At 48.3% G+C, this 17,578-nt stretch carries 15 protein-coding genes; 13 read left to right on the top strand and 2 right to left on the bottom strand.

From position 1 onward, the window contains the following. Position 1 precedes the first annotated feature (1 nt). Positions 2–517, bottom strand: coding sequence for a HugZ family pyridoxamine 5'-phosphate oxidase (locus tag C504_RS18015; RefSeq protein WP_018690109.1), 516 nt, complete (start codon positions 515–517; stop codon positions 2–4). A 102-nt stretch (positions 518–619) separates the two neighbouring features. Between C504_RS18015 and C504_RS0114600 the strand changes: the two genes are divergently transcribed. The 9 genes from C504_RS0114600 to C504_RS0114560 all read left to right on the top strand — a co-directional run bounded on the left by C504_RS0114600 (position 620) and on the right by C504_RS0114560 (position 10,847). Next, positions 620–1,234, top strand: a complete 615-nt coding sequence (locus C504_RS0114600; RefSeq protein WP_018690108.1) for a thymidine kinase — start codon at positions 620–622, stop codon at positions 1,232–1,234. Positions 1,235–1,332: 98 nt separating this feature from the next. Continuing rightward, positions 1,333–2,421 (top strand): coiled-coil domain-containing protein, encoded by a 1,089-nt coding sequence (locus C504_RS0114595; RefSeq protein WP_018690107.1) that lies wholly within the window; start codon positions 1,333–1,335, stop codon positions 2,419–2,421. A gap of 26 nt (positions 2,422–2,447) precedes the next feature. Next, positions 2,448–3,620 (top strand): hypothetical protein, encoded by a 1,173-nt coding sequence (locus C504_RS0114590; protein ID WP_018690106.1) that lies wholly within the window; start codon positions 2,448–2,450, stop codon positions 3,618–3,620. A gap of 20 nt (positions 3,621–3,640) precedes the next feature. Further along, entirely contained in the window at positions 3,641–4,369 is a 729-nt protein-coding gene (locus C504_RS0114585; RefSeq protein ID WP_156815968.1) for a hypothetical protein, read from the top strand. Between the two features lie 2 nt (positions 4,370–4,371). After that, positions 4,372–6,276: an AAA family ATPase gene (locus C504_RS0114580; protein ID WP_018690104.1), complete on the top strand. Its 1,905-nt coding sequence runs from the start codon at positions 4,372–4,374 to the stop codon at positions 6,274–6,276. Beyond that, on the top strand, positions 6,276–6,503 hold the full coding sequence (locus tag C504_RS0114575) for a hypothetical protein (protein WP_018690103.1): 228 nt from the start codon (positions 6,276–6,278) through the stop codon (positions 6,501–6,503). The genes C504_RS0114580 and C504_RS0114575 overlap by 1 nt, the downstream gene beginning before the upstream one ends. 30 nt (positions 6,504–6,533) lie before the next feature. Beyond that, positions 6,534–7,817: a DUF6638 family protein gene (locus C504_RS0114570; protein WP_018690102.1), complete on the top strand. Its 1,284-nt coding sequence runs from the start codon at positions 6,534–6,536 to the stop codon at positions 7,815–7,817. 19 nt (positions 7,818–7,836) lie between these two features. Then, the gene (locus C504_RS0114565; RefSeq protein ID WP_018690101.1) at positions 7,837–8,940 is read left to right on the top strand and encodes a DUF2333 family protein; all 1,104 of its coding nucleotides are present in this window, start codon (positions 7,837–7,839) and stop codon (positions 8,938–8,940) included. 227 nt (positions 8,941–9,167) lie between these two features. Then, entirely contained in the window at positions 9,168–10,847 is a 1,680-nt protein-coding gene (locus C504_RS0114560; protein ID WP_211097981.1) for a formate--tetrahydrofolate ligase, read from the top strand. A 1-nt stretch (position 10,848) separates the two neighbouring features. Here the strand turns inward: C504_RS0114560 and C504_RS0114555 are convergent, their stop codons facing one another. Further along, positions 10,849–11,562: a DUF1868 domain-containing protein gene (locus tag C504_RS0114555; RefSeq protein WP_018690099.1), complete on the bottom strand. Its 714-nt coding sequence runs from the start codon at positions 11,560–11,562 to the stop codon at positions 10,849–10,851. A gap of 329 nt (positions 11,563–11,891) precedes the next feature. On the opposite strand from C504_RS0114555, the gene C504_RS0114545 reads away from it, so the two are divergent. The 4 genes from C504_RS0114545 (at position 11,892) to leuA (ending at position 17,402) form a co-directional block, all read left to right on the top strand. Continuing rightward, positions 11,892–14,060, top strand: coding sequence for an anthranilate synthase (locus C504_RS0114545; RefSeq protein ID WP_026317537.1), 2,169 nt, complete (start codon positions 11,892–11,894; stop codon positions 14,058–14,060). 5 nt (positions 14,061–14,065) lie between these two features. Beyond that, a complete protein-coding gene (locus C504_RS0114540) occupies positions 14,066–14,659 on the top strand; it encodes a LysE family translocator (RefSeq protein WP_026317536.1) in 594 nt (197 codons plus the stop codon). Positions 14,660–14,736: 77 nt separating this feature from the next. Next, a complete protein-coding gene (locus C504_RS0114535) occupies positions 14,737–15,357 on the top strand; it encodes a YdeI/OmpD-associated family protein (protein WP_018690095.1) in 621 nt (206 codons plus the stop codon). 335 nt (positions 15,358–15,692) lie between these two features. Then, positions 15,693–17,402: a 2-isopropylmalate synthase gene (gene leuA / locus C504_RS0114530; RefSeq protein WP_018690094.1), complete on the top strand. Its 1,710-nt coding sequence runs from the start codon at positions 15,693–15,695 to the stop codon at positions 17,400–17,402. Positions 17,403–17,578: the final 176 nt, after the last annotated feature.

Below are 17,578 nucleotides of genomic sequence, written 5' to 3'. Positions count from 1 at the left end.
TCTAATCCTGATCGCTTGTAATGGCTGCAATCAATTCTGCTTCGGTTAAGTTGTAAGCTTTACCGAAACCGCCATTAAGGCTGGCCTTTTGCGGGGCAAGTTTGAAAAATGAAAAGTCCGCAAAATCGGCGTAAAGTTTGGCTTTTGGGTGTTGAGCCAAATGGCTCTCACGTATGGTGTTATATTCTGCTGAATCGTTTGGTACTTGGCTGGCAATAACATCCAGCGACATGCGCGGATGGGCAAGCGGATCACCTTTACCTGTTTCGCCAATTAATAGTGCGCAATGCGGGTTGTCGCGCATACAGGCTGTGTGCGGTGCCAAATCAGAAACCAATGTAATCAGTTGACCTTCTTCGTTTGTTGAAAGTTGAATACGGCTGATGTGAGGAAATCTGCCGTTTTTCTCAAATGCGGCAAGTGCGCCATGCTTTGCGGCCATTATAATCTTGGCAACAAGGTTGAGTGCTTCCATATCAGTATCTCTGATAATTTTGGTTTGTGCAGTTTCAGACATCAATTACTCCGCTTTGACCTGTTGATGAACATGCTTCGCAGGTGACAGTTTGGCCGCTATTGCATATTCTCATAATTATCAGGATGACATTACGGACCGGCAATGGCCAAGCTCTATTTCAACTATGCAACGATGAATGCTGGCAAAAGCACCATGCTATTGCAGGCTTCTTACAATTATCGTGAACGAGGTATGAAGACGATGCTCTTTACCGCTGCGCTTGATAACCGTGCAGGCGAACGGGTCATTGCATCACGCGTTGGGCTTGAGGAAATGGCCGAGACCTTTGAGGCTGGCGATGATCTTTACGCACGGATCGAAGCGCGCTTATCGGGAGATCGCATCCATTGTATTTTTATCGACGAGGCGCAGTTTCTTTCGCATGAGCAAGTTTGGCAATTGGGCCGTGTTGTGGACCGGCTGAATGTGCCAATTATGGCCTATGGTTTGCGGGTTGATTTTCAAGGCAATCTATTTCCCGGATCGCAAACTCTGCTGGCTATTGCTGATGAATTGCGCGAAGTACGCACGATCTGCCGCTGTGGGCGCAAAGCTACTATGGTGGTGCGTCTTGATGGCGACGGCAAGGTTACGCGCGAAGGTGATCAGGTTAAAATTGGCGGCAATGACACGTATGTTTCGCTTTGCCGTGCCCATTGGGAAGAAGAAATGGGCCGCGTGCGCGCTGAAGATATGATTGGCTTTGCCAAAGCATAGGCAAAAGCTTTATTGACGTATTTGCAACAACGTCTTCTAATTGAAACGCTGAACCATTATATAGAGTTTAGCAAAGATGCATTGGCGAGGAAATATTTATGGCAGTCACGTATAATTTTGATGCGGAAATTCAACGCACAAAAGACGTCGTTCAAGATATGCAGGGCAAAATCAAACAATCAGGCGACGTTCTAGACAAGATTGCTGAAGCAGATGCGAAAATTGGCGATGCCCAATTTGATATCGAAAATGCCCGCATTCAGGACGTTCTCAAGCAACAAAAGGTGATGGAAGGCAATATGGCCGACCTTATCATTGGGCTTGAAGATGCGACCAATGTGTTCGGTTCAGAATTTGAATCGATGAAATCCTATACAGGTATGGAAAAATTCATTGGTCTGTTTTCCAAGCAGCGCATGCAGCGTATGCGGTCTGAGCGCGTGCGGAACATGTCGCTTGCAGGTAATCTGCAGGAGCTTCTTACTAAGTCTGACACGATTGTCGGCATTTTGAAGAACCAGAAGAATATTCTTGATGAGCGCTATGCGACTTCAGAAAACTCGCTTCGCACAGTCATTGAGCGCCGCAAAACCACAATGGATAATCTTGAGGTAACTCAGAAGCGCATTGAGGAATTGAACCCGATGTTGCTTGATATTGAGAATAAGATTGCCGCGACAACCAACCAGAAAGACCGCACCCAACTTGAAGGTGAGCGTTCGAAACTGGCAACTGAATATAATGAAGCGCAATCTAAAGAGCAGGAACTATTAGCTGAAAGCCAAACGCTTGAGCGCTACACATCGATGTTCCAGACATTCGTGGATTCGCTTAACAACCAGATTGCGGCGCAGAACACGCTGATCAACAAGCTGACGATTGATACAGAGCAGCGCATCGTGCTTTACAAATCGCTGGAAGATTCATTGAAAACAGCAGCGCAGCAGGATGTTGCGCATAAGATCAACACGCTTGGCAGCCAGGTCGATACGGCCGCTGAAACCACAATGGCGGGAATTGGTGCTGCTGCGCAAAAACATATTGGCGACCTGCTTGAAATGCATGAAGGTAATATGGTTGCAACGGCGGATATTCAACGCCGCAAAAAGCTGGCCGATGATGCCTTTGCGCGCCGTTTTGAAGAAGTTATGCGCAAGCATGACGCTGGCAATTATGTGAAAAACTAAGGCGTAACCAACCGGAACGCCTGCACATGAGCACGACAAATAATAAGAATACAAATAGCGCGGACACCAGTGCAGTCACGCGCTATTTTAGTTCGATTGAAGCTGCGCTTTCTGGGCTGGATATCTATTTGCGCGATTCCAGATCGCCGCTTTATAAGCACGGTCTGGTTGCCCAAACGGTGACGCAATATTTAGCGCGGCTAAACAATTCCTTTTCAAGTTGGCAGAACCGGCTCGACTATGAGCCGAGTTTTAAGATTTCGCGCTCTGATAGCGGCTTTCCTATTTTTCAAAATGTTCTTGAGTTGGAAAAGGATCGGCAAACGGCAGAAAACCGCCTTGCCTCTATTCCGGAACCAGATGTTTTGCGCGATGAAATGGCCGACTTCATTTTGCGGCAAAAATCATTTCCGCGTGAACTTCAAAAGACAATGGCCGAACGCCTTTATCTTGAAACGGTGCAGAAAGGGGAGGTTTTTTCTCCTTTCGTGTTGCCTGAAACAACTAAGGTTTCTGCTAACCCTAAGACGGGGCGTCCTTATTATCTAACCCATTGGGGTGTGTTTGACGGTGTCTCGAATTTGCCGATGATCTATTCGGCAATGATTGAAGATTCAACGCTTGATATGATCAAAACATTGGTCGGAAAAGATGGACGTTTGCGCGAGGATGTGGAGGTGCCGCTGCCTGTTGGCGGGCTGCTCAATCCGGCGCTGGCACGTAAATTTGATGAATTTGCAGAATCCAATTCAGCCTATTCATTGTCGCCGACAACCATTGCCACGAATATGGACCAAGAGTTCGACACGCTACATCCCAAGCAATTGCGACGCATCGTATTGGGCCCGTTTTTCTCAACCGGTATTACAGAAAACAACGAGACCATAAACCGGATTTTGGACCGTGTGGCGAACCCGAAAAATGCTTGGCTTTTAACGTGGACTATTCAAGACGTTTATTCCAAGAATGAACGCGCTGGCAAAAAGGGCTTTTGGTCTTCAACACCATCGCGCCAAGAATATCACATTGAAACCAATGATTTAGATGCTGCGCGTATGGGTGTTTCAGCCTATGAAAACCATGCGCTTGTGCCGCATGAAGCCTATCAGGCGCTCTATGCTGCAGGCGAAATCGACAAGGTTTTTGCAGGCTATAAAACGCACATCATCTCCAATGGGCAGGTGATTTCAGACGTATGATGAGGCACATCAAAAGCTATATGCAAACCCAACTTCAAAGGTATTATTTTCCCTTTACAGCTCTTGCTGGCCTCACGCTTTTTACATCAGTGGAAGAAAAATTTGCGTCATGGGTAAGTAGAGTTGTTTTAGGTTACGAAGCCGTCATTACATTCCTTTGGGGGGGGCTGTCTGATATAGTAGGAGTTGATTTCACTCCATTCAAAAATGAATTGTCTTTATCTCTATTACTATTGGGCCCGTATATTGTCCGTGTCAGAAAGGTAACGTTTGGTTCCTTCATTGATGGGAAAAATCGTTTATTACATTTTATAAATTTTATAGCTCTCTCGATAATTGTCGGAGCATTTCCACCCCACACATCTGGCAGTTTTAGTTTAGCACTAGGTGTTTTCTGTTTAGGCACCTTGTTTCTTGTGACCGCGATTTATGGTTTGGCGATAGAGCCAATTTATCGACGCAAAGTGAGGTTAGCTTTTGCACTCATGATGCCATTTTTGATTGGTTGGAGTATATATTCTTTGATTTCAAACAACCAAGAATTGTTGGCGTTTGAGAGTCCATATGTTGCATTGTTTGCAATTTTTATTTCACAGGTTTCTTATATATTTGGAATAATGTGTAAAGTGGAAGATTACTTCCCATTTCTGTTTTGTTTGATTGCCTACGCAGTAATTTGGTCGATTAACTATTTTTCTCTTAATTTAGTTCCGGTCGTTGATGGCGCTTTACTTTCAATTGGAGTTTAAGAATGGACGTTGGTTTGACCCGCATTGATGAGCAGGACATCGCAAAGCATCGCTCGGTTGCGCAATCGTTTGTTACGCGTTTTGTTGTGCTTGAACAGGCGTCAGATAAGTCTGGCACCGAGCTTGCGGGCACGCGCCGGCGTATGATTTCGACAGTGTCGACTGCGGGTTTGCGCAAGACCCGTGAAGTCGAATTGATGAAAGCCATTCAGAGCGTGCGTTCTGACGATGCGATGTTATCGCCCAAACAGCATGCTCTTGCCTTTCGTGCGCGCCGCGGCGTTGCACTGGCGCTGGCAGTCTCAGATGTGTTTGCGCGCCAGAGCGAACTTGAAGCGCTGACTGCACGCAATGCCACATCGCCGCTGGACGGCGAGACCGCAGAAAACTTTAAACGGCTCATGGCTGCTTCGGCCTATATTGCCGCGTTCACGCTGGCTGCTTATTTGGGCCAAATGCTGGAAAGCGATACGGAGCCTGGTGAGGATTTAAACGAGCCGGATTATTTGTTCGATACGCCGCAGGATTCTGTCAAATCGGTGATTGCTGGTTTAAGTGCTGCGATTGAAGGCGCGCCGGATGATACCGCATTGCTGCAACGGGCCAAAGCCTATGCGCGGGTGACATTAGAAGGCTTGATTCAGCGCAAGGGGCGCTTTGCGGGGCTCGGCAGTTTTGAAGATAATCACATTCATGTTGAGCAAGATGATTTCACGCTAAACGGTTTTGATGTTGCGCCCGGCGCAAAGCGTAAACCGCTGACGATGCAGTTTAAAAAGCCTAACGAGATTGTCGGCAACCACATTGCAAAATATCAGGCGATGAAGCTGGCGAAAATGCTGGTCGCTTATGACTTTGATCGGCAGCTTAATCCATTTGTTGAGCTTGGCGGTTTTCTGTTCACATTCATCGGCGATGGTGCGCCCGGTACAGGTAAAACGATCCTTATTCAGATGGTTGCGGGCCTTGTAAATGATTATTGTCAGGTGGCGGGCTATCCGTTCCACTATGAGAATTTCGGCGTGGACCAGATTTCTTCTTATCAAGGTAAGTCGGGCCAAAACTGCAAAAGCTTTATCAATAATGTGATTTCACCCAAGGCCATCGGCTTCGGCACGATTGACGATATTGACCAAGTAGCGGCAAAACGCTCTGATGATCGCGCATCTGCTGGTCAGCAGGAGGTCACGGCTGTATTGATGGAAAGCTTTGCGGGCGCATCAACGGTGGTGCGCGGCAATTGCTCGTTTGGCATGTTCTCCAACTATCCAGAAAATGTGGATGATGCGCTGCGCCAACGTGCTGGTGCACGCTGGTTGGTGGATGGGCCGCAAACGCAGGACGATTATATCGACATTTTTGCACTGCTTGCTGGCAAGAATCACGCTATTCCACTGGGCGACCATGATCTGTTCAAGGCGCAAGCGATTAAGGAAGCGGTGAGCGCTGCTTATTCAGGCAGTGCTAAACCGTCCGAGCAGGGGCTTTTAAATGTCTATGATCGGTTCATCGCGCAGCATGGTGAGCCGAAAACAATGGCGGATGTCGGCACTTATTTGCACATGATTAAACAGGTCGAGCCGCGATTTACGGGCCGTGCGATCAAAAATGTCACCGACGCGATTAAGATGCGTGCCATGGATATCGATCTGCCGGATGAGTGGTTCGAAACGCCGGAAGCCTTTATGCATAAGGACTATGACGCAAAACGCGATATGATTGCCGAACTGCGTCAGCCTTTCACGATGGATATGGTGATGCAGGAAATCAACCGTTATGCGGATTCTGAATTCCGCTACACCGATAAATCCGACAATACCGCCGTAGAAGAAATCATCCGCCGCGAACGCCAGCGCGGCAAAGCGATTGTTGAGATCGAGGACATGAAAAAGCGCGGGGCTTGGTGATGATATCGGACGTCACAGTCGTACTTTTGATGCTTGGATACGGCATGCTGCATTGTGCAGCGTGTATAGTCTGGTTAGTGGTCCGGCTTGTTAAGCGCGGTGCATCAAAGGCTGGTTCACTCAAACAAGCCATCGCTCTACCACTGGCATGGTTTGCGGTTGGTCTGATAGTATTTGTGCGTGGCTATGTCGGCTTAGCAGAATTTGGGACGGGAATGGGGCTTTGATGAAAGTCTGTTTGTTGGGTGATCACTAGTATGAAACGCCTTTATGAAAATGAGCTTATCTATGGCCGGTTGCTGAGTGTTGATCAGCCGCATTTGGTCGAGCGTTATAATAAGGCGTTGCAAGCTTTTGGCATTAAGCCGACTGAACTGACGGCCTTTGACATCGATAAGACTGGGTTTTCGCCGCAAATTGCCAAAGAGCTTGGCGACTATGATTATCTTGATCCAAACGGCGTCAATCGTCGGTTTATTATTTTGACGCCGTCGCAGGTGTCATTGCCAGTGGTGCATACGCGTTTTTCAAATACTGACGCGCTGATGTATGAGTTTTACACCGACAATATGCGCGTCATTAATGCCCTGACGATCAAAGACGTGATCTATGGCGAGATCGAAGACAATGTGTCTGTCGTCAATGATATGGAAGATTTACTCTCCATTCAGCAGGTCGAATTTCGTGTGCTTTCGGCCGATGATGTGATTGGAAAAGCCAATGAATTGCGCGGTCTTATCGACCGGTTGAAACACACAGCTGATGCGTGGCGTGATGATGCTATGCTAAACCGCATGGTTGAACTTTCCAAAAAAGTTGGTGACATTCGCGAGAACCATATGGTGCCGGAACATGTCGTGTTTCGCCATAACGCCTATTGGACCAGCCATTTTGACGGCGCATATATTTTCGTTGATGAGAAAATGACAACGGTTATCAGCAATCCTGATGCGCCCGGTTTCAGGCGGTCGCGGCCTTGGCAGGTTAGCTATTTGCCGATTGGTGATTATGACCGCGTGTTTCGCTTTTTGGCCGCATCAAAGCGTATCGAATTGCCGCGTGCATCGTGGATTGAAGAAACTGGTTTTATCGAACATCGCGCTGAGATGATTATTCGCTCGATCATTCATGAAGCCGAGCCTGATGTTGATATGACGAAAGTTGATGCTGTGTGGCTGCAAACCTGGCTGCATCGCAATGCCAATCTTGTAACAAAAGATGGGCGCTATCCGTTCCTCAATCAGATCAAACGCGAGATTGCGCAAAATGGGCGCGTTGATATCAATGAGATACCTGAAGAATATCGCTTTATGCTTGTTCGGGCAAAGCCGGATCATCCTGATGCATGGCTGACAAATCGTCTTATCTGTGAATTTAACCGTGTTGATTTTGTCTCGCGTTATATTTTCAACAAACAAGCATTTTACGATGATTACGAAGAATATGATGTACAATACCGTAATCATGTTGTGGAAACACTTAAAGCCACCTATCTGAATGATAAGGCGGCGCTGCGCGCACGCTTGTATGGGCTTGATTGACCAATAGCCGGAGGGAAGAATGCTAGATCCGATAGTCGCTTTTTTTACGCGTATTTTTGAATTGATCGGACGGGCGATCGGTACTTTTATCGCATGGCTCATCTGGCCGTTTATTGCCTTTCGCAATTGGTTGCGTGGCAAAGGCTGGTTCATCAAGATTCCGGTCTTTACAATCTTGTTGCTCATTGTTCTGAGCTATATGTATCTGTTTTATATCACGCAGTTCTGGTCCACTGGCGACGAGGATTATGTGGCTGCATATAAGTTTGAAGAGACAACAACTGGCGTTGGCGATCAGCTTGCTGACAATACTTGCCAACAATCAGCAATGGTTCAGGTTGCTGTCGATCTTATTGATTTTAATGTCAATCAGACCGTTTGGGCGCCATCCAACCCGCTTTATAAAGCTGGTTTCATGTTCTACTGGGATTGGAAAGATACGCCGTTCTTTGACAATAAAGCCGCATTCCAGCTTGGTGTGAACCAAGTTCTGCGCCGTACATCTATCGAGTTGGTGGACCGTCTTGGCCGCGTGCGCGGTACATCATCGATCAACCAGAATTTGCAAGAAGCGCGTGAATCCATCAACTACCGCGAGAACGCATGGTTCTTGACATTTTCGCCGCCATTCTTGCAGCCATCAACACAGGCACGTCTTCGCGATGGTCGTCAAAATTTGATCGACTTCAACGAAGAAATGAAAGCTTGTAACGCAGACTTTGATGCACGTGCCGACAATCTCATGCAGTTCTTTGACCGTATTACGGGCGATATTGGTGCAACGTCTGAAATCCTTCAACGCCGCATGGAAGCATCGAACTTTACGGGCTTTGACGCGCGCGCCGATGACCGTTTCTGGTTCACTTATGGGCAGCTCTATGGATATTACGGTATCTTGTCTGCGGCACGCTCAGATTTTCGTGAGGTTGTTGTTCAGCGTCAGCTAGATTCTGTTTGGGACCGTGTGGACGACCAGCTTCGTGAAGCGATGACGACGAAACCGCCATTTATTGCCAATGGTAGCAATTCAAGTCTGGTGAAATCGCATCTGGAAAGCATTGGTTTTGACCTGTTGCGCGTGCGTGCGAATCTGGTCGAAATGCGCGATATTCTTGATCGCTAATTGTTCACTTAGCTTTATCTAAGTTGCTTGATTAAAAGGCTATATCTGCAGTTTTGCAGGTGTAGCCTTTACGCTATGTCGCTTTCACCCTACCGTATCGTTCAAGACAGTCGCCTTTAGGCTGCTCCAAGCCTGAAGGCTTGGAAAAATATATGCGTCAATGAGCATGCCGCAAAATTGCGGTCACAGCATTTTTGCGGTGCTAGCTTGGTATGGGAGGCCACACATTGTCCGAATATAAGACCGATATTCAAATCGCGCGTGAGGCCAATAAAAAAACTATTCAGGAGATTGGGGCTAAACTCGATATTTCACCGGAACATTTGCTGCCCTATGGCCATGACAAGGCGAAAATATCAGCCGAATATATTCAATCTGTTCAAGGCAATAAGAACGGCAAGCTGATACTTGTAACGGCGATCAACCCGACACCTGCAGGTGAGGGTAAAACAACAACCACCGTTGGTCTTGGGGATGGACTGAACCGTATCGGCAAGAAAGCCGCGATCTGTATTCGCGAAGCATCTCTTGGTCCAAACTTTGGTATGAAGGGCGGTGCTGCGGGAGGCGGCTATGCACAGGTTATACCAATGGAAGATATGAACCTTCACTTCACGGGCGATTTTCATGCGATAACATCCGCGCATAATTTGCTTGCTGCGATGATCGACAATCACATTTATTGGGGTAATGAGCTCGAAATTGATACGCGCCGCATCGTCTGGAAACGTGTGGTTGATATGAATGATCGCGCCTTACGTATGATCAATGTATCACTTGGCGGTGTTGCCAATGGCTTTCCGCGAGAGGGCGGGTTTGACATTACGGTTGCCTCCGAAGTGATGGCTATTCTTTGTCTTTCAAAAGACATCAAAGATCTGGAAAAACGTTTGGGCGACATGATCGTGGCTTATCGGCGCGATAAAACGCCGGTGTTCTGCCGCGATTTAAAAGCCGATGGCGCAATGACTGTTTTGCTGAAAGACGCTATTCAGCCAAACCTTGTGCAGACGCTTGAAAACAATCCTGCCTTTGTGCATGGCGGGCCTTTCGCAAATATTGCTCATGGCTGTAACTCAGTTGTTGCAACGACGACAGCCTTGAAGATTGCCGATTATGTAGTAACCGAAGCAGGCTTTGGCGCTGACCTTGGCGCTGAAAAGTTCATGAACATCAAATGCCGCAAGGCTGGCATTGCACCTGACGCGGTTGTTTTGGTGGCGACAGTGCGCGCCATGAAAATGAATGGCGGCGTTGCCAAAGCAGACCTTGGCGATGAAAATGTTGATGCAGTTAACAATGGCTGCTCGAATTTGGGACGCCACATTTCCAATCTTAAATCGTTCGGTGTTCCGGTCGTGGTTGCCATCAATCATTTTGTCACCGACACGGAAGCCGAGGTTCAAGCGGTTAAAGACTATGTTGCAAAGCAGGGCTCTGAGGCGATCCTTTGCAAGCACTGGGCGCATGGTTCGGCGGGGGTTGAAGAACTCGCACATAAAGTCGTGCAAATGGCGGATAGCGGTATGGCGAATTTCGCACCGCTTTATCCCGATGAAATGCCGCTGTTTCAAAAGATCGAAACAATTGCCAAACGCATCTATCATGCCGATGAAGTTTTGGCGGATAAATCGGTTCGTGAACAGCTAAAAACATGGGAAGAGCAGGGCTATGGCCATCTGCCCGTCTGTATGGCCAAAACGCAATATTCGTTTTCAACCGACCCGAATTTGCGCGGTGCACCGACAGGACATTCGGTGCCTATTCGCGAGGTGCGGCTTTCTGCAGGTGCAGGCTTTGTCGTGGTTGTCTGCGGGCAGATTATGACCATGCCGGGCTTGCCGCGTAAACCGTCAGCAGAGATTATTCGCTTCAATGATGACGGCGTTATTGAAGGGCTGTTTTAAGTCAGAGATTAAAGAGCACTGGCTCAAAATGGTTCATATCTTCAAATGTGCAAAAGTCGCTTGTGCCGAGTTCGATCATCGGCACATTTTGCAGAAAGTCAGCGCTTAGCTTTTGGATGGCATCTGCGTGGGTTTTTGCCTGCTCAGCTGTCATGAATTTGATCAGATAAGCTATCGTTATGTGGAATGTATAGGTGTCATGATCTGGATGACGATAGCCAAAACAATCGGCCAGCTGATCGCGAAAATCGCGCAGCGCTTTTTCATCGTCTGGCGTTGCGCCTGCCACCGTTAGACCATTGGGCGTGACAGCAATTGGTTTGACATTGAAAGGCTGTGATTTGGGGAAGTCTTGCAATTTCTCAATCATATGTGCGGTTGCAGCATCAATCGGCGCATCGAGAGGCAAGGTCGGCGGCCAGAAACCGGCCGTGCGTCTGAATTCTATGATCCCTTGAAAAACCGTCATATGGTAGCTGGAAATAGGTGTGAAGGCGAAGTGCGCAGCGCTTGGTAATGCCTTCATTTTTTCAGCAAGGGTAATCAATGCACCTTGCGACTTTGAACCATCAAGCACATGCGCGACGACTGTATTGCCCGGTTCTGGCAAAAATCTGCCTTGTGGATCAAAGCGCGTGCCAGCATGGGCAGGCGCATTGCCCTGTCCTTTGCCCGCTAAATGATCGATGAGTTTTTGCGATGTTTCATTCGGCATAGAAGGCTCCTTGGCCATGAGCACCTATCGATGTTTCTTGAAAGATATATGACGTCCCTTTGCAGGGCAGGCTAAAATGTTGCTCTTAAAGGCAGGCATTCACGATCTGAATAAATTTTTATTGCACTGCGGCGTTTACGTGCTAAAGATTTGCTATGAACAAAACAATGAACATCGCAGCGAATTGGTGGCGCACGCTTTCATAGGCGGGCTTTTTCGTGTTTTGACGCATATGCACCGCCTTAGACATAAGGCGGTTTTTTTGTGTCCGCACATTGTTTAAAGGTTCAATTTTATCGGCTCATCTTGAGCAAACAGGCAGATTTGACATGACGAATGCAGGCCAGCGCCAACAACCGGACCAGTTTATAACACGCGGGGGCGTTGCAATTGAGCGGTGCCGCGAAACCGTTGAATATGCGACAGCAATCGATAGCTATTTGGATGCGCTCGATGATCGTCTGGGCGCTGTCTTATCCTCAAACTATGAATATCCGGGCCGCTATACACGCTGGGATATTGCGATTGTTGATCCGCCCGTCATGATCAGTGCGCGCAAGCGCGACATGCAGATCAAGGCGCTTAATGGGCGCGGAAAAATCATCGTTGCGATGATTAAAAAAGCGCTTGCCGATGAAGCGCATATTGCAAAAATGTCGGACACAGATGACGGGCTTGCCATTGTTATTGCCCAGCCTACGCGTGTCGTGTCTGAAGAGGAGCGTTCGCGCGCGCCATCCGTGTTTTCTGTTGTGCGCAAGATCGTTGATCATTTCCATTCGCCGCAAGATGATAATCTGGGTTTCTTTGGTTCATTTGGCTATGACATTGCATTCCAGTTTGACCCAATTGAAGAAAAGCTTGAGCGCGCCGAAAACCAGCGCGATCTCGTTCTGTTTTTCCCAGACCGAATTTTGGTCGTCGATAACCATTCGGCGGCTGCATGGGTCGATGAATATGATTTTGCCGCTGATGGCGCATCAACGACGGGCTTGCCACGTGAGCAGACTGCCGACCCATTTATACCAAGCGATGTTGTGCCGCCAAAAGGCGATCATAATCCGGGTGAATATGCGGATCTTGTTCGCAGCGCTAAGCAGAGCTTTTCGTGCGGTGATCTGTTTGAGGTCGTGCCGGGACAGATGTTTTATGAGCAGGTCAAAAGCAAGCCTTCTGCGATTGCGCGCCGCCTGAAAGCGACGAACCCTGCGCCATATTCATTCTATATGAACCTTGGCAATAATGAGTTTTTAATCGGTGCGTCACCGGAAATGTTTGTGCGGGTAACGGGCAAGCGCATTGAGACATGCCCGATTTCTGGCACGATTGAGCGTGGTGCCGACGCGATTTCAGATTCAGAACAAATCTTGAAATTGCTCAACTCGAAGAAAGATGAGTCTGAGCTGACCATGTGTTCAGACGTTGATCGCAACGATAAAAGCCGCGTGTGTGAGCCTGGTACAGTGCGGGTTATTGGCCGCCGCCAGATAGAGATGTATTCACGCCTTATCCATACGGTTGACCATGTTGAAGGGCGACTTCGCGAAGACATGGATGCGTTTGACGGATTTTTGTCTCACGCTTGGGCCGTGACTGTGACCGGAGCGCCGAAGCTTTGGGCCATGCGATTTATTGAGAACCATGAGAAAAGCCCGCGGGCTTGGTATGGCGGTGCGATTGGCATGGTCAAGTTTAATGGTGACATGAATACTGGTTTAACTTTGCGCACGATTCAAATCCGTGAGGGCATTGCATCTGTGCGTGCCGGTGCAACCTTGTTGTTTGATTCTGATCCTGAGGCGGAAGAAGCAGAAACCGAATTGAAAGCGTCTGCGCTGCTCGCGGCTATTCGCGATAGTGCAAAGGGCAATGCGCCGTTGAGTGAGATTGCCGTTGCGCGTGTAGGCGAAGGCAAACGTATTTTGCTTGTCGATCATGAAGATTCATTCGTGCACACATTGGCTAATTATTTCCGCCAAACAGGGGCCGATGTGCGCACTGTGCGCTCACCGGTGACCGCTGATGCGTTTGATGATTACAAGCCTCACCTTGTTGTCTTATCACCGGGACCGGGCAAACCATCTGACTTTGATTGCAAAGCAACCATTAAACAGGCCAGAGCGCGTGACTTGCCGATCTTCGGCGTGTGTCTTGGCTTGCAAGCGCTGACCGAAGCCTATGGCGGGTCACTGCGTCAGCTGGGCTATCCGATGCATGGCAAGCCTTCGCGTATTCGCGTGCAGGAACCAGGCTGCGTATTCTCTGGGCTGCCAAAAGAAATTACAGTTGGCCGTTATCATTCTATCTTTGCTGATCCAGCGCGTTTGCCGGATGTGTTTACAGTCACGGCTGAAACAGAGGATGGCGTGGTGATGGGCATTGAGCATCGCCATGAACCGGTTGCGGCGGTGCAGTTTCACCCAGAGAGCATTATGAGCCTTGGCCATAATGCCGGTATGCGCATGATCGAGAATGTTGTTGCGCATCTGATTAAGTAATGATGATGACCTATGATTTGCTTCTCGGCCTTATTGGTTTTGCTTTTGTTAGCTCCATAACGCCGGGACCAAATAATTTGATGCTCATGGCATCGGGGGCCAATTTTGGTTTCCGGCGCACAATACCGCATATGCTTGGCATAGGACTGGGATTTACCTTTATGGTATTCCTAGTCGGCATTGGCCTTGGGCAAGTTTTTGACAGCGTGCCCGTGCTGCACATGATTTTGAAAATTGTTAGCGTCGTTTACATGTTCTGGCTTGCTTGGAAGATTGGCAATTCTGCGCCACCACAAAAGAGCGAAGCAGAAGGAACACCAATTACATTTTTGCAAGCTGCAGCGTTTCAATGGGTGAACCCAAAAGCATGGGCAATGGCATTGACTGCGGTGACAGTCTACTCGCCTTCACGCGATCTGGAAGGTGCGCTGTGGGTGGCTTTGATTTTTGGCGCGACCAATCTACCATCGGTGAGCAGTTGGACCGTACTTGGCCAACAGATGCGCCGCTTTCTGACCAACCCTAAGCGGCTGAGGATATTTAATTGGTCAATGGCCGCATTGCTGATCGCATCACTTTATCCGGTGTTGGGGTTGTGAGTGGTGTATAGTAATCAAGCGTGCGACCTTTCTGCCATGAGCGCCAGATGATCTAAAAGAACAAGGGAGGGAATCACTTGATTACAGATATTGAGGATTATTTTCTAAAAGGGTGCGGGCGTTGTGATCGGTTTGGCACGCCTGATTGTTCTGTGCGGCAGTGGGCCGATGGTTTGCTTATGCTGCGGCGGATTTGCCTTGAGGCAGGTCTTGTTGAAATCGTTAAGTGGGGCCATCCATGCTACATGTATGAGGGGCGAAACATTTCTCTTATCGGCGCTTTTCGTGGTGATTTTCGTATTAGTTTTATGAATGCGGCACTTTTAAAAGACAGCGAAAACATTCTTGAAAAGCCGGGCCCTCATTCTCAACATGCAAGTACTCTGCGCTTTAAGAGTGCTGACGATGTCGCAGACAAAGAGCCAATCATTACGGCCTATCTCAAGGAAGCCATGGGCTATGCCAAGGCTGGTATCGAGCCACCCAAAACTCAAGCAGAGTTCGAACTACCAAGCGAATTGATTGATGCTTTGGATTCTGATCCGGAACTTGCAGAAGCGTTTCATGCGCTGACACCTGGCCGCCAGCGCAGCTATGTCATTAATCTAAACTCAGCCAAAAAACTCGAAACGCGTATTGCGCGCATCCATAAGTTTCGGGATAATATTATTGCAGGCAAGGGCGCAATGGAGCGGTGAACAATTGCCCGTGACACTTTCACCTTTGTCTATTTTCGCTCTTGCACTCTGATGAAACTTTGCTACGTTCGTTTTATGAGCATGACAATTTTAACATTGCTAGCCGCCTTATCGCTAACTGCTATTGCAGCAGCGAATGCTGCTGCGCGTCGTCGCAAAGCTCTCCTCCTACTTAGAAGCGATCGCTCGGCCCGTTCATAAGGGGCGCCGGGTGGTCGTATCCTCGGCGATCAAAAGCCTGCCCCTTCTTCCATCATGAACATTGAATAATTAGCTGGCAAGCGTTAAGCCCGCGCATAAGAAATGCGTAAAGCTGCTTGCACGACGAGGATATTATGACGAAAACTTCTTCCACCCAAGGCATGAAGAGCATGGCTGCGGCCGCTTCCAAATATCGCGCTTATCCGCCAATGGATATGAGCGACCGTACTTGGCCATCCAAAACAATTGAAAAAGCGCCAATTTGGTGTTCGGTAGATTTGCGTGATGGTAATCAGGCGCTTGTTGAGCCAATGGGTCATGAGCGCAAAACCCGCATGTTTGCGCTGCTTTTGCAAATGGGTTTTAAAGAGATTGAAATCGGCTTTCCATCGGCTTCGCAAACAGATTTTGATTTTGCGCGTTGGTGTGTGGAAGAGGGCAATGTGCCCGACGATGTTTCGCTTCAAGTCTTGGTTCAGTGCCGCGAAGAGCTTATCACGCGCACATTTGAATCGCTTAAAGGCGCTAAAAGCCCGATTGTTCATTTCTACAATTCGACCTCTGAATTGCAGCGCCGTGTGGTGTTTAACAAGGATGTGGCAGGCATTAAGCAGATCGCCACTGATGCTGCGAAAATGGTCGCTGATATGGCGGCAAAAGCAGGCGGCGGTTACCGCTTTGAATATTCACCGGAAAGTTTTACCGGCACTGAAATGGAAGTCGCGCTGGAAATTTGTAATGCGGTGACTGAAATTATGCAGCCGACAGCTGAAAACAAGCTTATCCTCAATTTGCCAGCGACCGTTGAAATGTCCACGCCAAATATTCACGCAGATCAGATGGAATGGATTGGCCGCCATCTCGATAACCGTGAAAATATCATCATTTCACTGCATCCACATAATGACCGCGGCACGGGCATTGCAGCGACCGAGCTTGGTTTGCTTGCCGGTGCTGACCGTGTTGAAGGCACTTTGTTTGGGAATGGCGAGCGCACAGGTAATGTCGATCTTGTGACATTGGCTTTGAATATGTTGACGCAAGGCGTTGATCCTGAACTTGATATTTCAGACATCAACCATATTCGCGATGTGTATGAGCATTGTAACCAGCTCACTATTCCTGAGCGGCATCCTTATGTTGGCGAGCTTGTTTACACGGCCTTTTCTGGCTCGCACCAAGATGCGATCAATAAGGGTATGAAGTCGATCAAAGAGACCGACGGCAAGCTTTGGGAAGTGCCATATTTGCCGATTGACCCGCAAGATGTGGGCCGCTCTTATGAGGCGATCATCCGCATTAATTCGCAATCGGGTAAGGGCGGTATTGCCTATATTCTGCAACAGGATTTCGGCTTGAATTTGCCGCGTAATTTGCAAATTGAATTCCGTCAGGAAGTGCAGAATATCACGGACAGTGAAGGTACAGAGCTTTCTTCGCAGCGCATCTATGATGTGTTCATGGCGACCTATGTGAAGCCTGAATCGCCTCGGTTGCGGTTTGAGGGCCATGCGACTGAAGCCGATAGCAGCGACAGTGAAGTGCGTATTGTGCGCGCTAATATTATTGACGGTAATCAGGCCAAGACGATTGAGGGCAAGGGAACAGGGCCGATTGACGGCTTTGTGGACGCGCTTTCAAAAGAGTTTGGCATGAACATTTCGGTGAGTGATTATTCTGAGCACTCGCTACAGCACGGCTCAAATGCCGCTGCGATTACCTATATGCAGCTTGATATTGATGGCGAAACTGTCTTTGGCGCGGGTATCAATAAGAACATCGTGGCTTCGTCGCTTGAAGCTATTTTGTCTGCGGTAAACCGTGTACTGGCCCGCAAAGCTTAAGCTATAATTTTTGAACTTTGACGAAGATTTGGGTGTGAAGCGCAGTTAAGTGCTTCATGCCCATTTTTGCATAAAGCGGAACGTAAACACGTTTTTTCGCCCGATTTGGCAGTAATGTTGGGTGTAATGCATGCGATATCATCATTTCCCTTGCAACAAACCTAAAGCCGCCCCAA

It is taken from the genome of Ahrensia kielensis DSM 5890 (assembly GCF_000374465.1).
In the GTDB taxonomy this organism is placed as follows: Bacteria; Pseudomonadota; Alphaproteobacteria; order Rhizobiales; family Rhizobiaceae; genus Ahrensia; species Ahrensia kielensis.
Note: the sequence above shows the minus strand (reverse complement) of the source record. Positions and strands in the feature narration are given on the sequence as shown.

Bases quoted from the DNA above. Each gene is read 5' to 3' on its own strand.
- C504_RS18015 (WP_018690109.1), bottom strand. From the start codon at position 517: ATGTCTGAAACTGCACAAACCAAAATTATCAGAGATACTGATATGGAA.
- C504_RS0114600 (WP_018690108.1), top strand. From the start codon at position 620: ATGGCCAAGCTCTATTTCAACTATGCAACGATGAATGCTGGCAAAAGC.
- C504_RS0114595 (WP_018690107.1), top strand. From the start codon at position 1,333: ATGGCAGTCACGTATAATTTTGATGCGGAAATTCAACGCACAAAAGAC.
- C504_RS0114590 (WP_018690106.1), top strand. From the start codon at position 2,448: ATGAGCACGACAAATAATAAGAATACAAATAGCGCGGACACCAGTGCA.
- C504_RS0114585 (WP_156815968.1), top strand. From the start codon at position 3,641: ATGCAAACCCAACTTCAAAGGTATTATTTTCCCTTTACAGCTCTTGCT.
- C504_RS0114580 (WP_018690104.1), top strand. From the start codon at position 4,372: ATGGACGTTGGTTTGACCCGCATTGATGAGCAGGACATCGCAAAGCAT.
- C504_RS0114575 (WP_018690103.1), top strand. From the start codon at position 6,276: ATGATATCGGACGTCACAGTCGTACTTTTGATGCTTGGATACGGCATG.
- C504_RS0114570 (WP_018690102.1), top strand. From the start codon at position 6,534: ATGAAACGCCTTTATGAAAATGAGCTTATCTATGGCCGGTTGCTGAGT.
- C504_RS0114565 (WP_018690101.1), top strand. From the start codon at position 7,837: ATGCTAGATCCGATAGTCGCTTTTTTTACGCGTATTTTTGAATTGATC.
- C504_RS0114555 (WP_018690099.1), bottom strand. From the start codon at position 11,562: ATGCCGAATGAAACATCGCAAAAACTCATCGATCATTTAGCGGGCAAA.
- C504_RS0114545 (WP_026317537.1), top strand. From the start codon at position 11,892: ATGACGAATGCAGGCCAGCGCCAACAACCGGACCAGTTTATAACACGC.
- C504_RS0114540 (WP_026317536.1), top strand. From the start codon at position 14,066: ATGACCTATGATTTGCTTCTCGGCCTTATTGGTTTTGCTTTTGTTAGC.
- leuA (WP_018690094.1), top strand. From the start codon at position 15,693: ATGACGAAAACTTCTTCCACCCAAGGCATGAAGAGCATGGCTGCGGCC.